Origin of the sequence: Pseudomonas sp. CMR5c, assembly GCF_003850545.1 — a bacterium.
GTDB lineage: Bacteria > Pseudomonadota > Gammaproteobacteria > Pseudomonadales > Pseudomonadaceae > Aquipseudomonas > Aquipseudomonas piscis.
The window spans coordinates 5,994,172-6,014,455 of record NZ_CP027705.1 but is presented as its reverse complement, the minus strand read 5'-3'; the positions used below and the strand labels follow the sequence as shown (position 1 = coordinate 6,014,455).

15 protein-coding genes are annotated in these 20,284 nt (G+C 58.0%); all 15 read right to left on the bottom strand.

The features are described from left to right. Positions 1-3: 3 nt before the first annotated feature. Positions 4-1,356, bottom strand: a complete 1,353-nt coding sequence (locus C4K40_RS27770; RefSeq protein ID WP_053134843.1) for an ABC transporter ATP-binding protein — start codon at positions 1,354-1,356, stop codon at positions 4-6. Beyond that, positions 1,346-2,164 (bottom strand): ABC transporter permease, encoded by an 819-nt coding sequence (locus C4K40_RS27765; protein WP_053134840.1) that lies wholly within the window; start codon positions 2,162-2,164, stop codon positions 1,346-1,348. The genes C4K40_RS27770 and C4K40_RS27765 overlap by 11 nt, the downstream gene beginning before the upstream one ends. Before the next feature lie 213 nt (positions 2,165-2,377). Beyond that, on the bottom strand, positions 2,378-4,330 hold the full coding sequence (locus tag C4K40_RS27760; protein WP_053134837.1) for a glycosyltransferase: 1,953 nt from the start codon (positions 4,328-4,330) through the stop codon (positions 2,378-2,380). A 4-nt stretch (positions 4,331-4,334) separates the two neighbouring features. Further along, positions 4,335-5,312, bottom strand: a complete 978-nt coding sequence (locus C4K40_RS27755) for a GDP-L-fucose synthase (RefSeq protein ID WP_256224185.1) — start codon at positions 5,310-5,312, stop codon at positions 4,335-4,337. Between the two features lie 12 nt (positions 5,313-5,324). Beyond that, positions 5,325-6,887, bottom strand: coding sequence for a mannose-1-phosphate guanylyltransferase/mannose-6-phosphate isomerase (locus C4K40_RS27750; protein WP_083456941.1), 1,563 nt, complete (start codon positions 6,885-6,887; stop codon positions 5,325-5,327). 1,105 nt (positions 6,888-7,992) lie between these two features. After that, a complete protein-coding gene (ppa, locus tag C4K40_RS27745) occupies positions 7,993-8,520 on the bottom strand; it encodes an inorganic diphosphatase (protein ID WP_022641232.1) in 528 nt (175 codons plus the stop codon). 171 nt (positions 8,521-8,691) lie between these two features. Further along, positions 8,692-9,504 carry a zinc-dependent peptidase gene (locus C4K40_RS27740; protein WP_053134834.1) on the bottom strand — a complete coding sequence of 271 codons (813 nt, stop codon included), beginning with the start codon at positions 9,502-9,504 and terminating at the stop codon, positions 8,692-8,694. A 5-nt stretch (positions 9,505-9,509) separates the two neighbouring features. After that, positions 9,510-10,166, bottom strand: coding sequence for a DedA family protein (locus tag C4K40_RS27735; protein ID WP_022641230.1), 657 nt, complete (start codon positions 10,164-10,166; stop codon positions 9,510-9,512). 391 nt (positions 10,167-10,557) lie between these two features. Then, positions 10,558-11,016, bottom strand: coding sequence for an N-acetyltransferase (locus C4K40_RS27730; protein ID WP_053134832.1), 459 nt, complete (start codon positions 11,014-11,016; stop codon positions 10,558-10,560). 106 nt (positions 11,017-11,122) lie between these two features. Next, positions 11,123-11,947 carry an ethanolamine ammonia-lyase subunit EutC gene (gene eutC / locus C4K40_RS27725; protein WP_022641228.1) on the bottom strand — a complete coding sequence of 275 codons (825 nt, stop codon included), beginning with the start codon at positions 11,945-11,947 and terminating at the stop codon, positions 11,123-11,125. Between the two features lie 11 nt (positions 11,948-11,958). Further along, a complete protein-coding gene (locus tag C4K40_RS27720) occupies positions 11,959-13,353 on the bottom strand; it encodes an ethanolamine ammonia-lyase subunit EutB (protein WP_022641227.1) in 1,395 nt (464 codons plus the stop codon). Positions 13,354-13,404: 51 nt separating this feature from the next. Next, a complete protein-coding gene (locus C4K40_RS27715) occupies positions 13,405-15,600 on the bottom strand; it encodes an ethanolamine ammonia-lyase (protein ID WP_053134829.1) in 2,196 nt (731 codons plus the stop codon). Positions 15,601-15,628: 28 nt separating this feature from the next. After that, complete coding sequence (locus C4K40_RS27710; RefSeq protein WP_053134826.1) at positions 15,629-17,065, bottom strand: ethanolamine ammonia-lyase reactivating factor EutA; 1,437 nt, start codon at positions 17,063-17,065, stop codon at positions 15,629-15,631. A gap of 25 nt (positions 17,066-17,090) precedes the next feature. Further along, positions 17,091-18,371: an ethanolamine utilization protein EutH gene (gene eutH / locus C4K40_RS27705; RefSeq protein WP_022641223.1), complete on the bottom strand. Its 1,281-nt coding sequence runs from the start codon at positions 18,369-18,371 to the stop codon at positions 17,091-17,093. A 197-nt stretch (positions 18,372-18,568) separates the two neighbouring features. Beyond that, entirely contained in the window at positions 18,569-20,089 is a 1,521-nt protein-coding gene (locus C4K40_RS27700) for an aldehyde dehydrogenase family protein (RefSeq protein WP_022641222.1), read from the bottom strand. Positions 20,090-20,284: the final 195 nt, after the last annotated feature.

Below are 20,284 nucleotides of genomic sequence, written 5' to 3'. Positions count from 1 at the left end.
TCATCACCATTTCGCACCCATTCTCAGGTCGGACACGCCACCGAAGAAATATTTGTCCATCATCATCATGACCTGGAAAAAAGCGGCTTCATCGACCCAGTGCAACATCCGCTGGGATTGATAATCAGGAGTGTCTTCATGAGAAATGGCCGCTTGAATCTCGTATAGATTTGCTCCGAGATCACAAGGTGCCTCTAGAATCACCTCGAATTGTTCTCCAGGCTCAACGAGCCTGTTCCAGAACAGCTGCCTGTCACTACCTGAGGCAATGGCTGCCATGTCTTGGTTCAAGGTGCCCCACGAATATATTTTGACGCCTTCTTTATTACGAATACGTATCGCAACGTTCAATTTGTCGATTTTTATGGTGGAGCGGCAGGTGACCTTGATTCTCAAGACCTGTCCCGGGTAGTAGATATTGCAAGCCTGATTTTCGTCACTGAGCGTCTGGACGCCAATGATCGTCACTCCGCCGTCTCCAAACGACATTTTATCCGATAGGGAGGTGCTGTCCTCAAGCGTAGGCCTTGATTGCACCTCCTCGCTTCTGTTTACCGTTGCCTCTTTGACTATAGAAGATAGATAGGCCGTTTCTTCCTCATGCAGCAAGCGCCGATACTCCAACACCACATCGGAAGACAGGCCCCAGGCCCGGGGCCGGCCGTCCTTCAATAGCAAGGCGCGATTGGTCAGCGTCCTGACACTTTCTTGTTCATGGGAGACGAATAAAACAGTCGTGCCATTTGAAACCAGCTTTTCGATGCGTTGAAAGCAACGTTTCTGGAACAAGGCATCGCCCACTGCCAGTGCTTCATCAACGATCAATATGTCTGGTTCTACTTGGACTTGAACTGCAAAAGCCAATCGCACAAGCATCCCGCTGGAGTAAGTCTTTACCGGTTGGTCGAGATGTTCTCCAATATCGGCAAATGACGCAATGCTATCAAAACGCTCATCAATCTCGTGATTGCTGATGCCAAGCAATGCGCCGTTAAGATACACATTCTCTCGACCAGTAAAATCTGGGTCGAAGCCGGATCCTAATTCGAGCAGGGCGGCGATTCGGCCATGAGTGGTCACCGTCCCCATGGTTGGCATCAAAGTGCCAGTAATTAACTGGAGTAAGGTGCTTTTTCCACTCCCGTTTCTGCCGATGATTCCAACGGACTCGCCCTTTTTTACTTCGAAACTTACATCTCTAAGAGCCCAAAACTCTTGAAAATACTGCTTTACTTTACTTCCTGTGAGGCGCTGGAGCCTCGGAATGATAGCTTGTTTCAAACGGTCTCTTGGTTGTTCGTAAATTTGATAGCACTTACTTAAATTTTCAACCGTGATGGCGATTTCAGAGGACATCAGCAAAACCTTTTCGCGTTTTCTGAAAGCATATAAATCCAATGCAGGCAATTAGTATAGAGCCTAACAGGTAAAGCGCCAGCACGGTAAAGTCGGGTGCAACCCCAATAAATAAGACCTCTCTTGTTTGCTCGATGATCGGGGTCAGCGGGTTTGCCATAAAAAGAGGGCGGTATTGCTCGGGAAGAATATTTATAGAGTAGAAGATAGGAGAAAGAAACATCATCACAGTTGTAACTGTTCCGATGAAGTGTGGTATGTCCCGTAGATAGACTCCCAGCGACGACAGAGTCCAACTGATCCCCATGATGAACATGAGTAAGGGCAGTAATACGACTGGTAGCAGGAGTACGGTTAGGTGAGGTGTGCCAAAGAAAATAAAATAAGCGATCAACCAGACACCTATGCTGATAAGTGAGTGGAACATTGCAGAGCCAAGAGTTACCCAGGGTAGTATTTCTAAAGGAAATATTACTTTCTTTACATAGTTGGTGTGGGATGTAATCAGTGTGGGTGATTTGTTTACGCACTCTGCAAATAGGTTGAATACTATCAAGCCTGCAAAAAGTATGAGAGAAAATTCTATTTTCGAATCGCTACCGTTATGCCAGCGAGCCTTGAACACTACGCTGAATACAAAGGTATATACAGCTAGCATCAGGATCGGGTTGAAAAAAGACCAAAGTATTCCCATGGCCGAGCCGCGATATCTACCTATAACTTCGCGTTTGATTAGCGTAAATATGAGCTCTCGGTTTCGCCAGAAGCTACTTACTATTTCTGCAGGCGAAATGGAAAATCTCTGCATTATTGATATTCTCCCAGCGGGATTACGGCTGTGGTCCAGGCTTGGTTTTTAAAATAATTGAATTAAAATTTGTTTTGTTTTAGCTATAAAGTTAAACGATTATAAGTCTCATGGGGTGTTCTTCTGATGTTGTAAGGGGTATAAAGATACCCCTTCTCAGGCAGCACTCTTGAGAACGATTTTCCGTTTTGAGCATTACATTGAACTAGCGCTTCAAAGCTCCAGCTTGGCTTTCAGGACTTTGAGGCGCGCGCTTAAACCTTGCTTACGTATGGCGTGCATTTGAGCCATCATCCAGCGTCGATTCAATAGTTTGCTCATAAGCCTGGATTTGATAACCATCGGGGCGCTAGGCATGGCTAAGACAGGTCGTGGCCCGAAGCCAATAGCAAGGTTCATGGCCTTTGAACTGTAGTGATGGATAACCTCATTTTCGGCTGCGTCATCCCATGTTCTTTCAGGAAAGTCTTGGCGGATATCAATAGCAATTGAGGCTGGCAATTGTTGTGCAATTATATTATCGCCGACCAAAACAGCTAAAGGGCGACCGTCCAAATAAGGTAAAGCAATACCAATATCTTCTGGTATTCCCTTTGTGCGGAAAATAAACCGACCGTAGCCAGTTGGGCCTGCACGGTTTACATGGCCAAAGTCGATTAGCTCATGAATGGTATGGATGGGAGCATCGCCGTTAATCAACAGGGCAGCGGTTGCCGCACATTGTGTATTCGGATCGCGTCTGAGTGCTCCGCAAAGGATTGTAAGATGGTTGGACTGCAATCTTTCGTTGGGTGCTACAACCATGAAGGCATCGAAAATTCGACTTTCAGTTATCCTTTCATTGATGATTTGGCCCAAGCGTGTACGAGATCTTATGTCGGCGTGAGTTCCGTATTTGAAGAATTCTACTTCAACTATCTCAATCGACAGCCCAGAGCTATTGACCGCTGCCTCGATGTCTCGCCGAAAGGTACTCGCATCTTTCTTGTCTACAACAAGGAAAGCCTTGAATTCGGAGTAGTCCTGGACCTGAATGCTCTTTAGGTGATCCTGCAGTACTGCCGGTGAGTACTCAGGCATTAACAGGTTGACGGACAGGCTGATCGCAGTTGTGCTGGAAGGATTGCTTAATTCCAGTAGCTGCTGCTTTCTATCTGCAAGAGACTCGTAGAGGTCTCTGAGGTTGCGGGTCAGGGTAAAGCGCTGCCGGAAAATATCTTGGGCTTTCTCAATCATTGCCAGTGCTTGAGATGGATTTTTCTTGATCCATTCGAGATGCTTGACAATGTCAGAATATATCTGTTCTACCGGTGAGCGGCTGTCGATATAAAGTAATGAATCACCAAAAAATTTTTTAGCGAAGGGGTTTTCATCGCAGATAATGAGAGCGCCAGATGCAATACTCTCGAATAGGCGGTTGGACATTAACTCAGACTCTTTATGAGCCTGGGATGATAGGACTAATGCAATGCCCGCTTTGGATATCTCATCCATCATCGAAATTCCGTCAAAGGGAATCTCTTTTACGTAGCTTTCATATCCAGCCCAAACTCTCACGCCTTGGAATATAGTCGGGCCATAGATGCGCATTAAACCTGTTGTATCAAGACGTTTTAAAACCTCCTGATGGCGAGAGGCTCCACCGCTAATAGCCTCCCAGTTGATTCCCGCATAAAATAGTTTACCGTCACCAAGTGCCGGTGGATAGACTAAATCTGCAGTAGAGTGGTACAGATGGAATCGGGCAGGTAGGTGGGTAAATGTATTTCTTACCATTCTAGCTACATGATCATCCGCCGCATCTGAACTACAACTTATAAAGTCATCGTGTGTAGTCAGATTTCGCGAAGTTCTTTCGTAGCCCCACTCATGGTAAAATCTCAATGGATTCCAGAGTGCTACAATGGAAAAGGCATCGTACTGTTTAGGTGTGTCGTAGTGCAGATGAAGAACGAAATCTACATTTTCTTTCGATGCTTTTACTTGAGGATGAGAAAGAAAACTGCCGTCCGCATGAACTTCTATGCATTCGATGCCTAGGTTTTTCGCGGCTATTTTCAGGCGTGCGATACACTCGTCTTCCGCTGTTTTGATTTCAGGCCAAAGCTTTACGATAGCAAATCGACCAATTGCGCCGGACGGTATTACAAAAGGTTGTTCTGTCATGAACTTAATATCTACTCAGGAAGTCAGCGTAGGCGCTTTGCATACCATCACGCTCGTTGATGTTTGCTTGCCATCCAAGATCACGGATGCGTGAGCTATCAAGTAGCTTGCGCATGGTTCCGTTGGGCTTGGATGTGTCGTAGGAGATATTGCCTTCAAATCCAACAACTTCAGAGGCTATTTTTGCTATCTCTGCAATTGTCAGATCGTGGCCACAGCCGACATTATAGAGGTCGTGTGTTGTCGGTGACTTCATGACGAACTCCAGAGCACTGGCAAGGTCATCGACATGAAGAAGCTCTCTTCTCGGGGTGCCATCTCCCCATACTACGAACTCTTTACTTCCTGACTGCTTCGCTTCATGTATTCTTCGCAAGATTCCCGCTACAACATGACCGTGCTCGGGGTGATAGTTGTCACCGGGGCCGTAAAGATTGGGCGGGATGATGGAAATGAAATCACAACCATGTTGGCGATGGTATGCACGGCACATCTCAATGCCTGCAATTTTGCTGATGGCGTAAGCGCGGATATTCTGGTCGAACATGCCCGTTAGCAAAGAATCTTCCGAGATCGGGTTCTTGGCCTGGGTTGGGTAAGTGCAGTTGGATGCTACAAATACGAGCTTTTGAGCTCCGACTTTATAAGCGGCATCAATTACACTTGTCTGAATTAATAGGTTCTCGCGCAGAAAGTCAGAGGGCAGGGTAGCATTTGCATAGATACCCCCAACTTTTGCTGCAATATGGAAAATCAATTCCGGTTTGTTTTTTTCTGCCCACTCCAATACTGCCGATTGGTTCGTCAGATCCAGTTCGGATCTGGTAGTGAGCAGTAAACTCGCCCCCTTATTCTGCAAGTTCCTAACCATGGCGGCGCCAAGCATGCCTCCATGTCCTGTCACCCATACCTTGCGCCCATGAAAAAACGAGCTATCAGATAAGTTTGGGTTGTTACTTCCATTTGCTTGCATGAAATGCATCCCGAACGTTCGTTAATTTGCTCGACCATAATTATCTTCAAAGCGGACGATGTCATCCTCTCCGAGATATTCGCCGCTTTGAACTTCAATCATCACACAAGTTTCTGTTCCAGGGTTGGTCAATCTGTGCTTGTGGCCCGCCGGAATAAAAGTTGACTCATTGGTTTTGATCAAAACTTCTCGTTCACCATTGACTACTTTTGCCTGACCGCTCACCACAACCCAATGTTCGCTGCGGTGGTGGTGCATTTGCAGGCTCAAGCTTGAACCGGGCTTGACCTCAATTCGCTTGATTTTAAAGCCTTTACCTTCTTCCAGTACCGTATATGTTCCCCAGGGGCGGTGTGCTGTCCTGTGTAGCTTGTGCGCTTCATGCCCCCTGGCCTTGAGATCCGAGTAAATGTGTTTCACATTCTGAGTGCAGGACTTGTCAACAACCAGAAGAGCATCAGCTGTATCAATAATGACAAGGTTGCTCGCACCGACGACTCCAACCATGCGGTCCTTGCTATGAATGGTGCAGTTTCTGGTGTGGTGCAACGAAACCTCGCCCTCTACTCGGTTACCTTCCGCATCCGACGGGGTCAGGTCTCCGAGAGCAGTCCAAGATCCGATGTCGCTCCACCCAATGTTGCATGGGACAACGGCGACATTCTGGGATTTTTCCATGATCGCATAGTCAATAGAGTCTTCCGGAACCGCGGAAAATTTATCCAAGTCCAATTTTACCTGGATAAGCCCAGGGCCCTTGGAGGTCTGAGACTGGGTGATGCAACTTTGAGTGGCATTGAGAATTTCGGGGCAGTGCTGCTCCATCGCTTGCAGCATCGTTTTTGCCGTGAAGCAGAACATTCCTGAGTTCCAGTAGAAGTTCCCTGCTGCCAGGTACTGCTCCGCCTTTTGCAAAGAAGGTTTTTCGACGAATTGAATGACGTTCTGCCCTGACGCTTCGATATATCCGTAACCGGTCTCGGGTGAGTCGGGTTGGATACCGAAGGTTACCAGTTTACCTTGCTCTGCCAGCGCACACGCGGTGGTGACGGCTCCTTCAAAAGCGAACTGATCGGATATCAGGTGGTCGGCGGCCAATACCAGCATGATGGCATCTTCGCCATGGGTGCCGGCAACTTGCAATGTCGCCGCGGCAATGGCTGCTGCGGTGTTTCGACCCACTGGCTCGAGTATGAATGAGGTAGCCAGCCCTGCTGCATTAACCTCGCGATATTCATCGTCAGTCTTGAAAAACAACTCTCGGTTGGTAACGGTCAGCACTTCCGCGGCACCGAGCAGATGGGCTCCGCGTAGAAAGGCCTTCTGTAACAGGCTTTGGCCGTCTGTTAGACGAATAAAGGGCTTGGGGTGCAGTTCGCGTGAAACAGGCCACAATCTGGAGCCGGCGCCGCCGCAAAGAACAGTAGGAATGAGTATGCGGCCACGCGACTGATTTGACGCGCCTTCTGAGTCCGAGTCAGTTGCCGTCCGATGCAGGCTCGCGCTGGAGCTTGATAGGTTCGAATTACTTTCGGATGAACGGATGTCATCGGCAGTAATAGCCAGTTTGGTGCTTCCGTTCATCGTCCCGTCTCCTTAAAAAACATCCGATATAAATCTCTCATAAAATCAATGTCATGAATTGAGTTTCCATATGAGGAGCGCGGCTGAGCATATCCCAACTCATCCTGATAATAAAATCGGGGGAGCATTTTAAGGCTTTGTTGCTTTGCGGTGGGAATTGTCTGAACCGATTATCCAGTACACCGGGGTCCCCGCATCTTGATGTAGTTCGCTCAAAGCCAAGGAGAGATCTCTCCTCAAGGCCTCTGTCAGGTACTTGCAGCAAGTACCTGATACAGCCGTATTTCACCATTTTTGTTGCCTTGAAAGACTCTCGACACGATAGTGGCCATATGATTTCGCGCCAGAAAGCAAGTGTGAGTAGTCGGGGCAAAACTCATCATTGCAAAAGATGTGTTCCAGAGATAGACGCATCATGGCAAGGATGTTTTAACGGTCTAGCAATCTGCTCATCCAGGCTGGTTACATAGCCCTATCGAGATTAGATCACGATGGCTTGGTTTTCGTTCACGCCTTTCATCAGGATTACCATGCGGCTTTCAGTAGGATGCCTGCCGAAAGCTTGCCCTCGAAGATGGTCAGTGGAGTGACCGCACTCGTTCGAATAAAGATGCTTGGTGGCGATAAAAAACACTCCAATATCGCGAGGTGGCGGCGAGTGCCTAGTTGCAGGCCAATTCAGGCATGGGCTTTGATCCAGAAAGGCCTTTTGAACCACTAAAGATTTAGCTACAGGCATTAAAAAGCCGGCTTGTGGCCGGCTTCTCGGGGGCTGGCTTGGCTTATTTTTGGTAAGCCGCACCAGCCTGCAAAACGTACACCCAGCTCTTGCGGCTGGCTGTGGGACTGGCGGGAAAGTCATCCGCCTCGTCGGGCGATCTGGCCATGGGGGCCGATGCGCAAAGGTGGGGCGCAGCATACGCATATTCATCTGGAATTCCCAGCGTAAAGCGCGAGCCAGAGGCCTGAAACAGAAAAATATCTTCCCTGGGACCCAGGCTACGAAAGGATGCGGCCTGCCAGCCAGGTTTCTGTCACTCATGAAAAAGCCCCGATCACTCGGGGCTTTTCCTGAAGCGTGTCGCTCGAAGCTCGTAGCTGCTTCTCAGCCCTTGTAGGCGGCAACCGACTTCTGGATCTCGGCGCGGGCGGCGTCAGCGTTGCCCCAGCCATCGATCTTCACCCACTTGCCTTTCTCCAGATCCTTGTAGTTCTCGAAGAAGTGCTTGATCTGCTCCAGCAGCAGCGCTGGCAGGTCGGTGTATTCCTTCACGTCCACGTACAGCTGGGACAGTTTGTCGTGAGGAACGGCGATCACCTTGGCGTCGCCGCCACCATCGTCGGTCATGTTCAGGATGCCGACCGGACGAGCACGGATCACCGAACCCGGAGCTACCGGATAGGGAGTCACGACCAGCACGTCCAGGGGGTCGCCGTCGTCGGCCAGGGTGTTAGGGATGAAACCGTAGTTGGCCGGGTAGAACATCGGGGTGGCCATGAAACGGTCAACGAACAGGCAGTCGCTGTCTTTGTCGATTTCGTATTTGATCGGCGCGTGGTTGGCCGGGATTTCGATCGCGACGTAGATGTCGTTCGGCAGGTCCTTGCCCGCTGGAATCTTGCTGTAGCTCATTGGGCGTTGCCCCCGTTGATTGACCAAAAAGTGGCGCAGATTATAGACACACTCCGCTATCTATGCCACGTGCCAAGGGTCGTAGAACCTTGGTCGCGGCGCCTTGCAGGCGAGCCTGGCATGGCCTGTCGCAGTGCCTTCGGATGAATGACGTAACTGCCTGGCAAGACATTAGTGCTGCGCTTGATAGACCGGATCGTGGGCCTGAAGTTGCTGCAACCTCGCCAGTGGGTCTTGCCGGTAGAACAACCGTAGCTGTTCATAGACCTGTGGATAGGCCGCTACCAGCAAATCCGGAGCGCTGAAGAAATACTCGCTGGTCACCGCGAAGAATTCCGCGGGGTTCTCCGCTGCGTAGGGATCGATGGCTGTCTCGCTATCCGGGTCCTCGTCCAGCTGGCGATTGAGATCGTCGTAGGCGGTCTGCATGACCTGGGCCCAGTCGCTGACGCGCATGTCCCTGTGGAGCGGTGGAAGGCCGTTGGTGTCGCCGTTGAGCATGTCCAGCTTGTGGGCCAGCTCATGGATCACCAGGTTGTAGGCCTCCCAGCCACCGCTGGCCAGGACCCCGGGCCACGCCAGGATGACCGGCCCTTGTTGCCAGGCTTCGCCGCTGTGTTCGCCGTCCCATTCGTGCTCGATGCCACTAGCATCGCGATGGCGCTGGGGGCTTTTGAAGTCGTCGGGGTAGAGGATGATTTCGTGGAAACCCTGGTACCAGTTCAGGTCGCCCAGGTGCAGCAACGGCAGTTGGGCCTGGGCGGCCAGCAACAGGCGCTGTTCCTGGTGCAGCTCGACCCCTGGCAGGGCTGTCAGGTGCTTGTCGTCCAGGAACAGCACGCTGGCTTCGCGCAACCACTGGTCCTCGGCGGCGCTGATGCCGTCGAGGAAGGGCAATTGCTGGCGGACCTGCTGCCAGGTCCGGTCGCTGACTGGATGCCTGGCCAGCCGGCGTTTACGGCGCCAGGCACTCAAGGACCACATGCCGCTCAGCGGCTCCCGGCTTTTTCAGCGCCACGCCCGAAACGGCTGCGCAGCACGCCGATGATCATCGGCACCAGGGACAGCAGGATGATCGCCACCACCAGCAGCGACAGGTTCTTCTTGATGAACGGCACGTTGCCGAAGAAGTAGCCCAGGGTCACCAGGCCACCGACCCAGAGGATGGTGCCCGCCACGCTGAAAGCGAAGAAACGCGGGTAGGGCATTCTCGCCACGCCGGCCACGAAAGGCGCGAAAGTCCGGATGATGGGCAGGAAGCGCGCCAGGGTCACGGTCTTGCCACCGTGTTTTTCATAGAAATCGTGGGTTTTCTGCAGGTAGTCGCGGCGGAAGATCTTCGAGTCGGGGTTGCTGAACAAGCGTTCTCCAGCCGTTCGTCCGATCACATAGTTGGTGCTGTCGCCCAGGATCGCCGCCAGCATCAGCAGCCCGCCCAGTAGCACCGGGTCCATGCCGCCACCGGCAGCCACCGCGCCGGCGATGAACAGCAACGAATCCCCCGGCAGGAAGGGGGTCACCACCAGGCCGGTCTCGCAGAAGATCACCAGGAACAGGATGGCGTAGATCCAGGGCCCGTAGTTGGTCACCAGCATGTCGAGATAGACGTCGAGATGGAGGATTAGGTCGATCGGGTTGAAATCCATTGAAGCACCTGTGGTGATGGCCTGACTCGGCAGGCCTGTGCGATTGCTATGAGAAAAGGGCTATGAAGGGATGCGACTTTTCTTGGGGGGGCGGAAAGGTCGGCATTATAAAGGCTGGCAGGTGAAATGCGTGTTCAGATTGTAGCGGCACATGTCGATCCGCAACCTGTCGGCACGCTGACAGGCTCCGCGGTCTGGGACCGGGGGCGAATGCCGATCAGTTAAGGAGAGGGTAGGAGCGAGGCTTGCCCGCGATGGACTTCAGGGCGCTGCATTTATCCAGTCGACACGCACTACCGTTAGCTCGCATCGCGAGCAATCGAGGGGCGACCGGCAGCTTCTACGGAGGATCGCCTTGCTCAATTGACTGGCATCAGGCCGGGGCCCGTTCTCAGTCTTCGCTTATGGGCAGGATGTAGTTCTTGAACTCCGTGTCCTCGCGAAATCCCATGGATTCATAGGTCTTGCGCGCCACTTCGTTGTCGCTGCTGGTGGAGACCCGCATGCGCACGGCATTGGTTTCCTTGGCCATCTTCTTGGCGGTGCGCATCAGGTTGTCGGCCACCAGTTGGCGGCGAGCATCCTCGGCAACGTAGATGTCGTTGAGGATCCACACACGCTTGAGGGACAGGGACGAGAAGCTCGGATAGAGCTGGCAGAAGCCCAGCAACCTGCTGCTGTCGTCATCGGCCAGGGCCAGGTAGATCACCGACTCCTTGCGCCGCAGGCGCTTTTCCAGGAACGCCCGGGAAGAGTCCGGGTAAGGCAGGGCGCCATAGAACTCGCGGTACTTGACGAATAGCGGGGTCAACAGATCCAGGTGCTCGAGGGTTGCTTGAGTAATCCGCATGATGGCTCTCAACTTCAAGTGGATGTGACGGCACAGGTTGGAGAACTCGGGCAGCCGCGTTGCGATGCTGCCCAAAGCGGTTAAAAAGCGCAATCGTCTTGCAAAATCACACTTGGGGCGGGCCCAGGAGGAAGTTGCCCTTCATGTCCGCGGGCGAGTCGCTGTCCAGGGTCTGGACCTGCGCCTCGTCCTTGAGGTTCACCCCCGACAATTGCCGGCGGCAGGCTTCGCGCATCAGGTACAGCAGCCGATGGGCGGCCATGCCGTAGCTCAGGCCCTCCAGGCGTACGTTGGAGATGCAGTTGCGGTAGGCATCGGTGAGCCCGACCTTCGGCTGGTAGGTGAAATATAGCCCCAGACTGTCGGGAGAACTGAGCCCCGGGCGTTCGCCGATCAGGATGACCGTCATCTTGGCGCCCAGCAGCTGGCCGATTTCATCGGCCACCGCCACCCGGCCCTGTTCCACCAGGATCACCGGCGACAGCGACCAGCCTTCGGCGGCGGTCTGTTCTTCCATGCGCGCCAGGAACGGCAGGGTATGGCGATGCACTGCCAGCGCCGACAAGCCATCGGCCACCACGACCGCCAGGTCGACCCCGCCGGGGTGGGCCTGGGCATATTCGCGCAGGGCCTGGGCCGACTCGTCGCTGAGCCGGCGCCCCAGGTCAGGGCGTTGCAGGTAGCTGTGGCGATCGGTGGCGGCGCTGTGCAGCAGCAGGCTGTCGCGGCCCCGCTCGGCCAGCTGGGCGCTGAGTCCGGCATGGTCGAACGGCAGGTGCACGGCATCCCGGGCCTGGGCATGGGCGAACTGGAAATCCAGCTGGGCGCCAGTGGGCAGGCTGGTGCCGGTGCGGCCCAGGGCGATGCGCGCCGGAGTCAGGCGGCGCAGTTCCAGCCAGGGGTTTTGCGAGTCGCTCGGGTGTTTTTGCATGAGCCTGTTCCTTATCCCAGCTGGGCCAGTGCCTGGCGGAAGGCCGGAGGCAGGTTGTTGCCGAAATGCACCTTGCCGTCGGCCTGGGTGAAGATCCCGGTCCGCGCCAGCCACTGCTCGAATTCGGGCGCGGGCTTCAGGCCCAGGGTCTGGCGGGCGTAGAGGGCGTCGTGGAAGGATGTGGTCTGGTAGTTGAGCATGATGTCGTCGGAGCCCGGGATGCCCATGATGAAGTTGATCCCGGCCACCCCCAGCAGGGTCAGCAGGTTGTCCATGTCGTCCTGGTCGGCCTCGGCGTGGTTGGTGTAGCAGATGTCGCAACCCATGGGCACGCCCAGCAACTTGCCGCAGAAGTGATCCTCCAGGCCGGCGCGGATGATCTGCTTGCCGTTGTACAGGTACTCCGGCCCGATGAAACCGACCACGGTGTTCACCAGGAACGGCTTGAAGTGCCGCGCCACGGCGTAGGCGCGGGTTTCGCAGGTCTGCTGGTCGACGCCGAAGTGGGCGTTGGCCGACAGCGCGCTGCCCTGGCCGGTCTCGAAGTACATCAGGTTCTGCCCCAGGGTGCCGCGATTCAGGCTCAGCCCCGCTTCGTAGCCTTCCTTGAGGATGTTGAGGTTGATGCCGAAGCTGGCGTTGGCCGCTTCGGTGCCGGCGATCGACTGGAATACCAGGTCCAGGGGGACGCCACGGTTGATCGCCTCGATGGAGGTGGTGACGTGGGTCAGCACGCAGGCCTGGGTGGGAATCTCGTAGCGCTGGATGATGGCGTCGAGCATCTCCAGCATGGCGCAGATCGAGGCGATGCTGTCGGTGGCCGGGTTGATGCCGATCATGGCGTCGCCGTTGCCGTACAGCAGGCCGTCGAGAATGCTCGCGGCGATGCCGGCCGGTTCGTCGGTGGGGTGGTTGGGCTGCAGGCGGGTGGACAGGCGCCCGCGCAGGCCCAGGGTGCCGCGGAACTTGGTCACTACGCGGATTTTCTGCGCCACCAGCACCAGGTCTTGCAGGCGCATGATCTTCGATACCGCCGCGGCCATTTCCGGGGTCAGGCCCGGGGCCAGGTCGCGCAGGCTCTGCTCGTCGGCAGCGTCACTGAGCAGCCAGTCGCGAAAACCACCGACGGTCAGGTGGCTGACCGGGGCGAAGGCCGCCTTGTCGTGGCTGTCGATGATCAGCCGGGTGACTTCGTCGGACTCGTAGGGGATCAGCACTTCCTCGAGGAAGTGCTTGAGGGGGATGTCCGCCAGGGTCATCTGGGCGGCCACTCGCTCGCCGTCGTTGAGGGCGGCGACCCCGGCCAGGAAATCCCCGGAACGCGCGGGGCTGGCCTTGGCCATGACTTCCTTGAGGCTGTCGAAGCGATAGGTCTGAGAACCTACGCTGTGGGAAAATTGGGCCATCTCAGTCTCCGTTTCAACGATGTAGGGGCGTTGCCGAATGCTGGCGGATCATCAGGATGCCACCTTCTTCAGCAGGTTTTCCAGACGGTTGCCGGCAGCCCGGTGCTGCAGGATGGCGAAGGCCTTCTCCGCCACCAGGCTGCCGCCTTCCAGCGGCGGCAGGCCGCCGCTGTAGATGTTCGAGATCACGGTGTATTCGTAGCCGATCTGCGGGTTGCCGCTGAACTGCGCCGCCGCGCGCCGGGCCTGGTCGTCCGGCAGGCGATAGCCCAGGTAGGCGGACATGCTGCGCGAGGCCAGGGCATCGCCGCCGGGACGTTCGCCGATCAAGACGATGATCAGCTGCGGTTGCAGCGCCTCGCCCACCGATTCCGCCAGCTTGACCCGGCCATAGGGCGCGAGAATCGGCTGGCCAACGCGCAGTTCGCGGCTGCGCAGACCGTCCATCAGCACGGGCAATAGTTCGGGAATGTTGTGGTGGATGGCCTCGGCGCTGAGACCATCGGAAATCACGATCTGCACGTCGTTGTATTCCGGTTGTAGCTGGCGCAGTACCTCTTCGGTCAGGCGCGCGCCCAGTTCCGGGTCTTGCAGGTGGGCCAGCTTGTCCGGGGCGGCGGTGCGCAGCTCGCGCAGGGGAATTTCGCCGAACTCGGCCGGACGCAGGTCGACGTAGATCGCCTCCCGGGCCACCGCCAGGTTGGCCCGCACGATGCGCGAGACGTTGTTGGCCGGGCGCGGCCCGGCATTGTCGAAACCGTAGGTGGCCGGGGTGGATTCCAGCAGGCGCTGGAAGTCGATGTCCGACTCGCAGAAGATCCGCGGGTTGCCCCAGTTCGGCCCGCGCTCGACGTTGCCATGGGCATCTTCCTGGAAGATCCCCTTGCCCAGGGCCCAGCGCAGGTACTCCGGAGCCGGCGCCAGGTCGTGGACTTCGCGCAGGGTCTGGTTGTCGTGGGCGCTGGTGTCGAAGTAGGCCAGCATGCGGTCGGTGCTCAGGTACACGTCCATGAAGAAGTTGGCGCCGGCCGCAGTCAGCAGCTCGGTGGCCATCTGCTGGCCTTCCAGGGTCACCTGGGAGTGCAAGGTGTAGCAGGGCGCCATGCCCATGGGCAGGCCCAGCAGCTTGCCCATGAACTGGTCCTGCAGACAGGCGTAGGTCATCTCGAAGTTGTCGAGGTGGGTTTCCGGGCCGATGAAACCGGTGACGTTGTTGACCATGTACGGGCGGTAGCGCCGGGCCAGGCCGTAGCACAGCGCCTCGCAGGTGGTCATGTCGATGCCTTCGTGCTTGCCGTAGGTCAGCTCGCTGCCCTGGCCGGTCTCGAAGTACATGAAGTTTTCCGCCACGTCCCTTAGTGGGCCCCGCTCGGCCATGGCCTGCCAGGCCTGGTCGAGCAGTTGCACGGTGACGTCGAACTCGTCGGTCAGGGTGCGCTCGGTGCCCGCCAGGCTCTGGAACATGATTTCCACCGGCGCGCCCTGGTCCAGGCAGGCCAGTTGGGTCTTGATGTGCGACAGCACGCAGATCTGCGTCGGCGCTCCGGTTTCCCGGCGCAATTTGTCCAGGTGGCGCAGGGTGGCGCTGATGTTGTCCACGGTGTCGATGGCCGGGTTGAGGCCAATCAGCGCGTCGCCCGAGCCCATGCTCAGCCCGGTGTACACCAGCAGGGTGATGCCGCTGAGGTTGTCGGTGGGGTGGTTGGGCTGCAAGCGCGACGACAGGGTGCCAGGCAGGCCCACCAGGGTCCGGGCCTTGGCGGCTGCACCGCTCTTGAGCTTCTTGGACAGCAGGATCAGCTCGTGCACGTCCAGAAGCTTGGCCAGGGCGGCGACCATCACCCCGGTCAGGCCCGTGCCGATGCGGCGGATCTGCGTGCCGTGGCTGCGCAGCAAGCGATCCTTGAGGGCGCCCAGGGTCAGCCCGGATATCTCGGCGAACACCTGGTGGTCGATGTCGTAGTTGACCTGCATCACGCTGTCGATACGGCCATGTCGATCGGTGAGAGGGTGCTCGAAGTAGTGGCCCAGGGTCAGCTCCGAGAGCACCTTGCGGGCCGCTTCGCGAGTGATTTCGTCGGCCGCCGCGAGGCCGGCCACGCGGTCCCCGGCCTTGCTGATGTCGGCGGCGCCGAGCACCGCCTTGAGGTTGGCGAAGTGGATCTCGCGATCCAGGACCCGGGTGCCGTAGCTGCGCTCGGCGGGTATCTCGGGCAGGCGGATGTGCTGGAGTTCGGTGAGTGGCATGGCAGGACTCTCCTTGGTTCGCATCGCCTCAGTGCACGCCGTAGAAGGCGACGGGCACGATGTGCTGATGGGGTTTTCCCAGGTTGATGAAGTGCGCCGAGCGCTCGCGTACCTCGTCGATGACGATCAGGTTGCAGGCACTGCGCCCCCAGTCCGTGGCGTAGTTGCCCAGGACCTTGCCGATGTTGCTTTCCAGCAGCAGCACCAGTGGCCACTGCGGCTCCGGGGCCGCGGTTTGCAGGGCTTGGGCCAGGCGCGTGCCCAGCTGGCGGACCTGCTCCAGCCGGGGAGCCTGGCCGTCATCGAGCAATTGCAGGCAGGCGCCGTCGCGGCTGCCCAGGGCCAGGCCCAGGGCGTCGCCCAGTTGGCGCTCGCTGGCATCGATGGGCAGGCGCGCGACGATGGGCAGGTCCTTGAGTGGCAGCACCTGTGGTCGTGGCAAGAACAGGGTGCTGCCGGAAATCTCGGTGTTGTGCAGGGTCAGGCCATAGACCGTGGCTCGCCCGCGGTTTTCCGGCAGCAGTCGGGTGGCGTCTCCCACCAGTCGGGGCTGGCGAGCGATGGCCAGGGCCAGGTCGATGCCCAAATCGCCATAGAAGGTGGTGCCGGGCAGCGTTTCGCCTTGCAGGTGGCGATAGAGCAACTCGCCGACGCCGCCGGAAAAGGTCAGCGCGGCGCTTGCCTGGCCTTGGGGCAAGAGCAGCGGCAATTGCTCGACCAGCCGGCCCAGCGGTCCTGCGAAGAATGCCCGGTCGCCTTCGGCGATGGCCAGCAGCGCCGCGACGTACCAGGCGAGCACGGCGTCTCGCTCCAGGGGCATGAGCTCCTGGCCGGATTCCCTGGCGATGCCCAGGTGCTGGAGCAGGGCCCGGCCGAACGCCGAGAGCTCCCTGAGCCGATAGCTACCGGGGTGGAATTGCAAGTGCCGGGCGCCGATGAAGTGGCAGCCAGTGGCCAGGACATTGCCATCCAGGCCCCAGGCGGCATTGGTGGTACCGCCGCCGATATCCAGGTTGAGCAGTGGCTGTTGGCGATGGAAACGGCTCAGGGCTGAACAGCTGCCCATGAAGGCCAGCCAGGATTCCAGGCCGCCGTCGTCGGCCCGGGTCACCAGGGCGTTGCCGAGCAGTTGTCCTGCCTGGTGCGCCAGGGCCTGGGCATTGTGCCGCCGGGCGGCCAGGCCGGTGATGATCACCCCGCCGGAAAACAGCTGCTGCGGACGGACTCCGGCCTGTTCCAGCCAGCCTTCGATCAAGCCGCCGATGGCCCCGGTGTCGATGATGTCGTCCTTGAACGGCGTGAACACCGGGTCGCCGCGAAACAGCACCCGGGGTTCATTGAGGGCCATGCGTCCGGTGACGCAATGGCTGCTGAGGCTGGCCTGGGCGATCAGCGCGCTGCTGGTGGTGGAGCCGAAGTCCAGTCCCAGCAGCAATACCGGTGCGCCGCCCGTGATGGCTTGCATGCAGGCGTTCCTCGCCGTGCCGGGCTCAGGCTGTGGCCTTTTGCCCAGGCGCTGCTGGTGCTTGCTGCACGCTATCGCCCAGGTATTCGCCCTCGGCGATGATCCCGGCCGCGCGGTCCTGGGCTTCCAGTTGCAGGGCCTTGGGCACCGACAGCCAGTAGGCCAGGCCCACCGCGACGAAACCGGCGCTGAGCTTGCCGATCAGCACCGGCAGGATGATGGTCGGCTGGAAGTTGGCGGTGAAGGACAGGTGGTCGCCCAGCAGGAAGGCCGCGCAGACACCGAAGGCGATGTTGACCACCTTGTCCTTTGGCGGCATGTAGCGCACCAGGCGGAACATCGCCAGGATGTTGGCGATGGTGGCCAGCATGCCGGCGCTGCCCACGGCGCTCAGGCCGACCTTGCCGCCCAGGCTCTCCAGGGGCTTGCCCAGGTACTTGCGCAGCAGGTAGACCATGGGGAAGGCCCCGGCCAGCATGATGCCGATGTAGCCGGCGGTTTCCAGCGCGCGGGTCTGGTCCTCGGCGTCGGCGATGATCGGGTGGAAGCCCCAGCTGCCGAAAACCGTGGTGAACACGCCGGTGAAGTGCTGGACGATCGACGCCACCAGCACCAGCTTGATCACTGCGTCCAGGGTCCGGCCGAAGATGATGAAACCCTTGATCATCAGGTCCGGCAGGAAGCGCAGGCCCAGGGCCAGGGCCACGACGAAGATCAGGATCGGCAGCAGGTTGGCGAACAGGCCGCCCACGGCCAGGGCCAGCTGGTAGCTGGCCTCGGAGTTGGTGCTGACCAGCTCGCGGACCATCGGGTTGCTGAAGGCCAGGATCAGGCTGGCCACCATCACCCCGACCGGGATGGTCAGGATGCCGGACATGATCCCCAGGGCCATGTACTTGTGGTCGCGCTTGTCGAGCATCGCCAGGCCCATGGGGATCGAGAAGACGATGGTGGCGCCACCCATGAAGCCGGTGATCAACGCCATCACCAGCGCTTCCTTGCTGGCCGCCAGGGCCGAGGCCAGGTGGTAGCCGCCCATGTCCGAGGCGATGATCATGGTCGCCGCCAGGGCCGGGTCGGCGCCCAGGGATTCGAAGAAGGGTCCGAAGACCGATTCGATCAATACGGTGAGATAGGGGATGGAAGCCATGATCCCCGCCGCCGGCACGAAGATGTAGCCCGTGGCGTGGATGCCTTCCATGAACTCCTTGCCCAGCCCGCGATCGCTGTCATAGATGGCAGCGAGGGCGCCGAGCACGGCACAGAGCATGATGAGGTAGAGCACGTAGTTGCCGATCTGGTCCATTGCTTTGCTCCCTTGTCTTATTGTTTTTCAAGGCTCTTGTTCAAGCCCGGGGCTGTGCGCGCGAGGTCGTTGACTCAGAACTTCCGACAGCAGCGTCCCGTCCGGCAAGCCAGTGGCACCGGACCACGAAGGTGTAGATGTGCGGCAGGGCCGCGAAAAAAACCTCCCGGCGACCTTGGGGTCGCCGGGAGGGTCGATCAGAAGAAGCCCAGCGGATTGATGTCGTAGCTCACCAGCAGGTTCTTGGTCTGCTGGTAGTGGTCGAGCATCATCTTGTGGGTCTCGCGGCCCACGCCGGATTTCTTGTAGCCACCGAACGCGGCGTGCGCCGGGTACAGGTGGTAGCAGTTGGTCCACACGCGACCGGCCTTGATCCCACGGCCCATGCGGTAGGCGCGGTTGATGTCGCGGGTCCAGACCCCGGCCCCCAGGCCGAACTCGGTGTCGTTGGCGATCGCCAGGGCCTCGGCTTCGTCCTTGAAGGTGGTGATGCTCACCACTGGCCCGAAGATTTCTTCCTGGAACACGCGCATCTTGTTGGTGCCCTTGAGCAGGGTCGGCTGGATGTAGTAGCCGGTTGCCAGGTCGCCTTCGAGTTTCTCCACCTTGCCGCCGGTGAGCAGTTGCGCACCTTCGTTCTTGGCAATGTCGAGGTAGGACAGGATCTTGTCGAACTGCTGTTCGGATGCCTGGGCGCCGACCATGGTGTCGGTGTCCAGCGGGTCGCCACGCTTGATCTGCTCGATCTTCTTCATCACCGCTTGCATGAATTCGTCGTAGATCGACTCCTGCACCAGGGCGCGGGATGGGCAGGTGCAGACTTCACCCTGGTTGAAGAACGCCAGCACCAGGCCTTCGGCGGCCTTCTCGATGAACTTCGGCTCGGCCTGCATGATGTCTTCGAAGAAGATGTTCGGCGACTTGCCGCCCAGTTCCACGGTGGACGGGATGATGTTCTCGGCGGCGCATTTCATGATGTGCGAGCCCACCGGGGTCGAGCCGGTGAAGGCGATCTTGGCGATGCGCTTGCTGGTGGCCAGGGCCTCGCCGGCTTCGCGGCCGAAACCTTGCACCACGTTGAGCACGCCTTTTGGCAGCAGGTCGCCGATCACTTCCATGAGCACGGTGATGCCCAGCGGGGTCTGCTCGGCAGGCTTGAGCACCACGCAGTTGCCGGCGGCCAGGGCCGGGGCCAGCTTCCAGGCGGCCATCAGGATTGGGAAGTTCCACGGGATGATCTGGCCGACCACGCCCAGTGGCTCATGGATGTGGTAGGCCACGGTGTTGCCGTCGATCTCGGCGGCGCTGCCTTCCTGGGCCCGCAGGCAGCCAGCGAAGTAGCGGAAATGGTCGGCGGCCAGGGGGATGTCGGCGTTCAGGGTCTCGCGTACGGCCTTGCCGTTGTCCCAGGTTTCGGTGATGGCCAGCAGTTCGAGGTTCTGCTCGATACGGTCGGCGATCTTCAGCAGGATCAGCGAGCGGGCCTGGACCGAGGTCGCGCCCCAGGCATCGGCGGCGGCATGGGCGGCGTCCAGGGCTTTATCGATGTCTTCGGCAGTGGAGCGCGGGAATTCGGCGATCGGCTTGCCGTTCACCGGCGAGGTGTTGGTGAAGTACTGGCCTTTGATGGGCGCGACGAATTCGCCGTTGATGTAGTTGCCGTACTTGCTCTTGAACGAAACGATAGCGCCTTCAGTACCGGGGTGTGCGTAACGCATGGGGTATCTCCTGGCTTTTATGCTTATGGGGGAGGACGCGCTTTAGCGCATGGCAAGCGTAGAGCAAAGCCCGGGCCAGTGTGCTCCATGCCAGGTGAATCAAGGTCTTGCGACAACAGGTCGCAGTCCCTCGACCTGGGCTGTGGCAAATCTGGCGCAGTATCGAGTGACAGTTTGTAACCTTGATGGCACAAC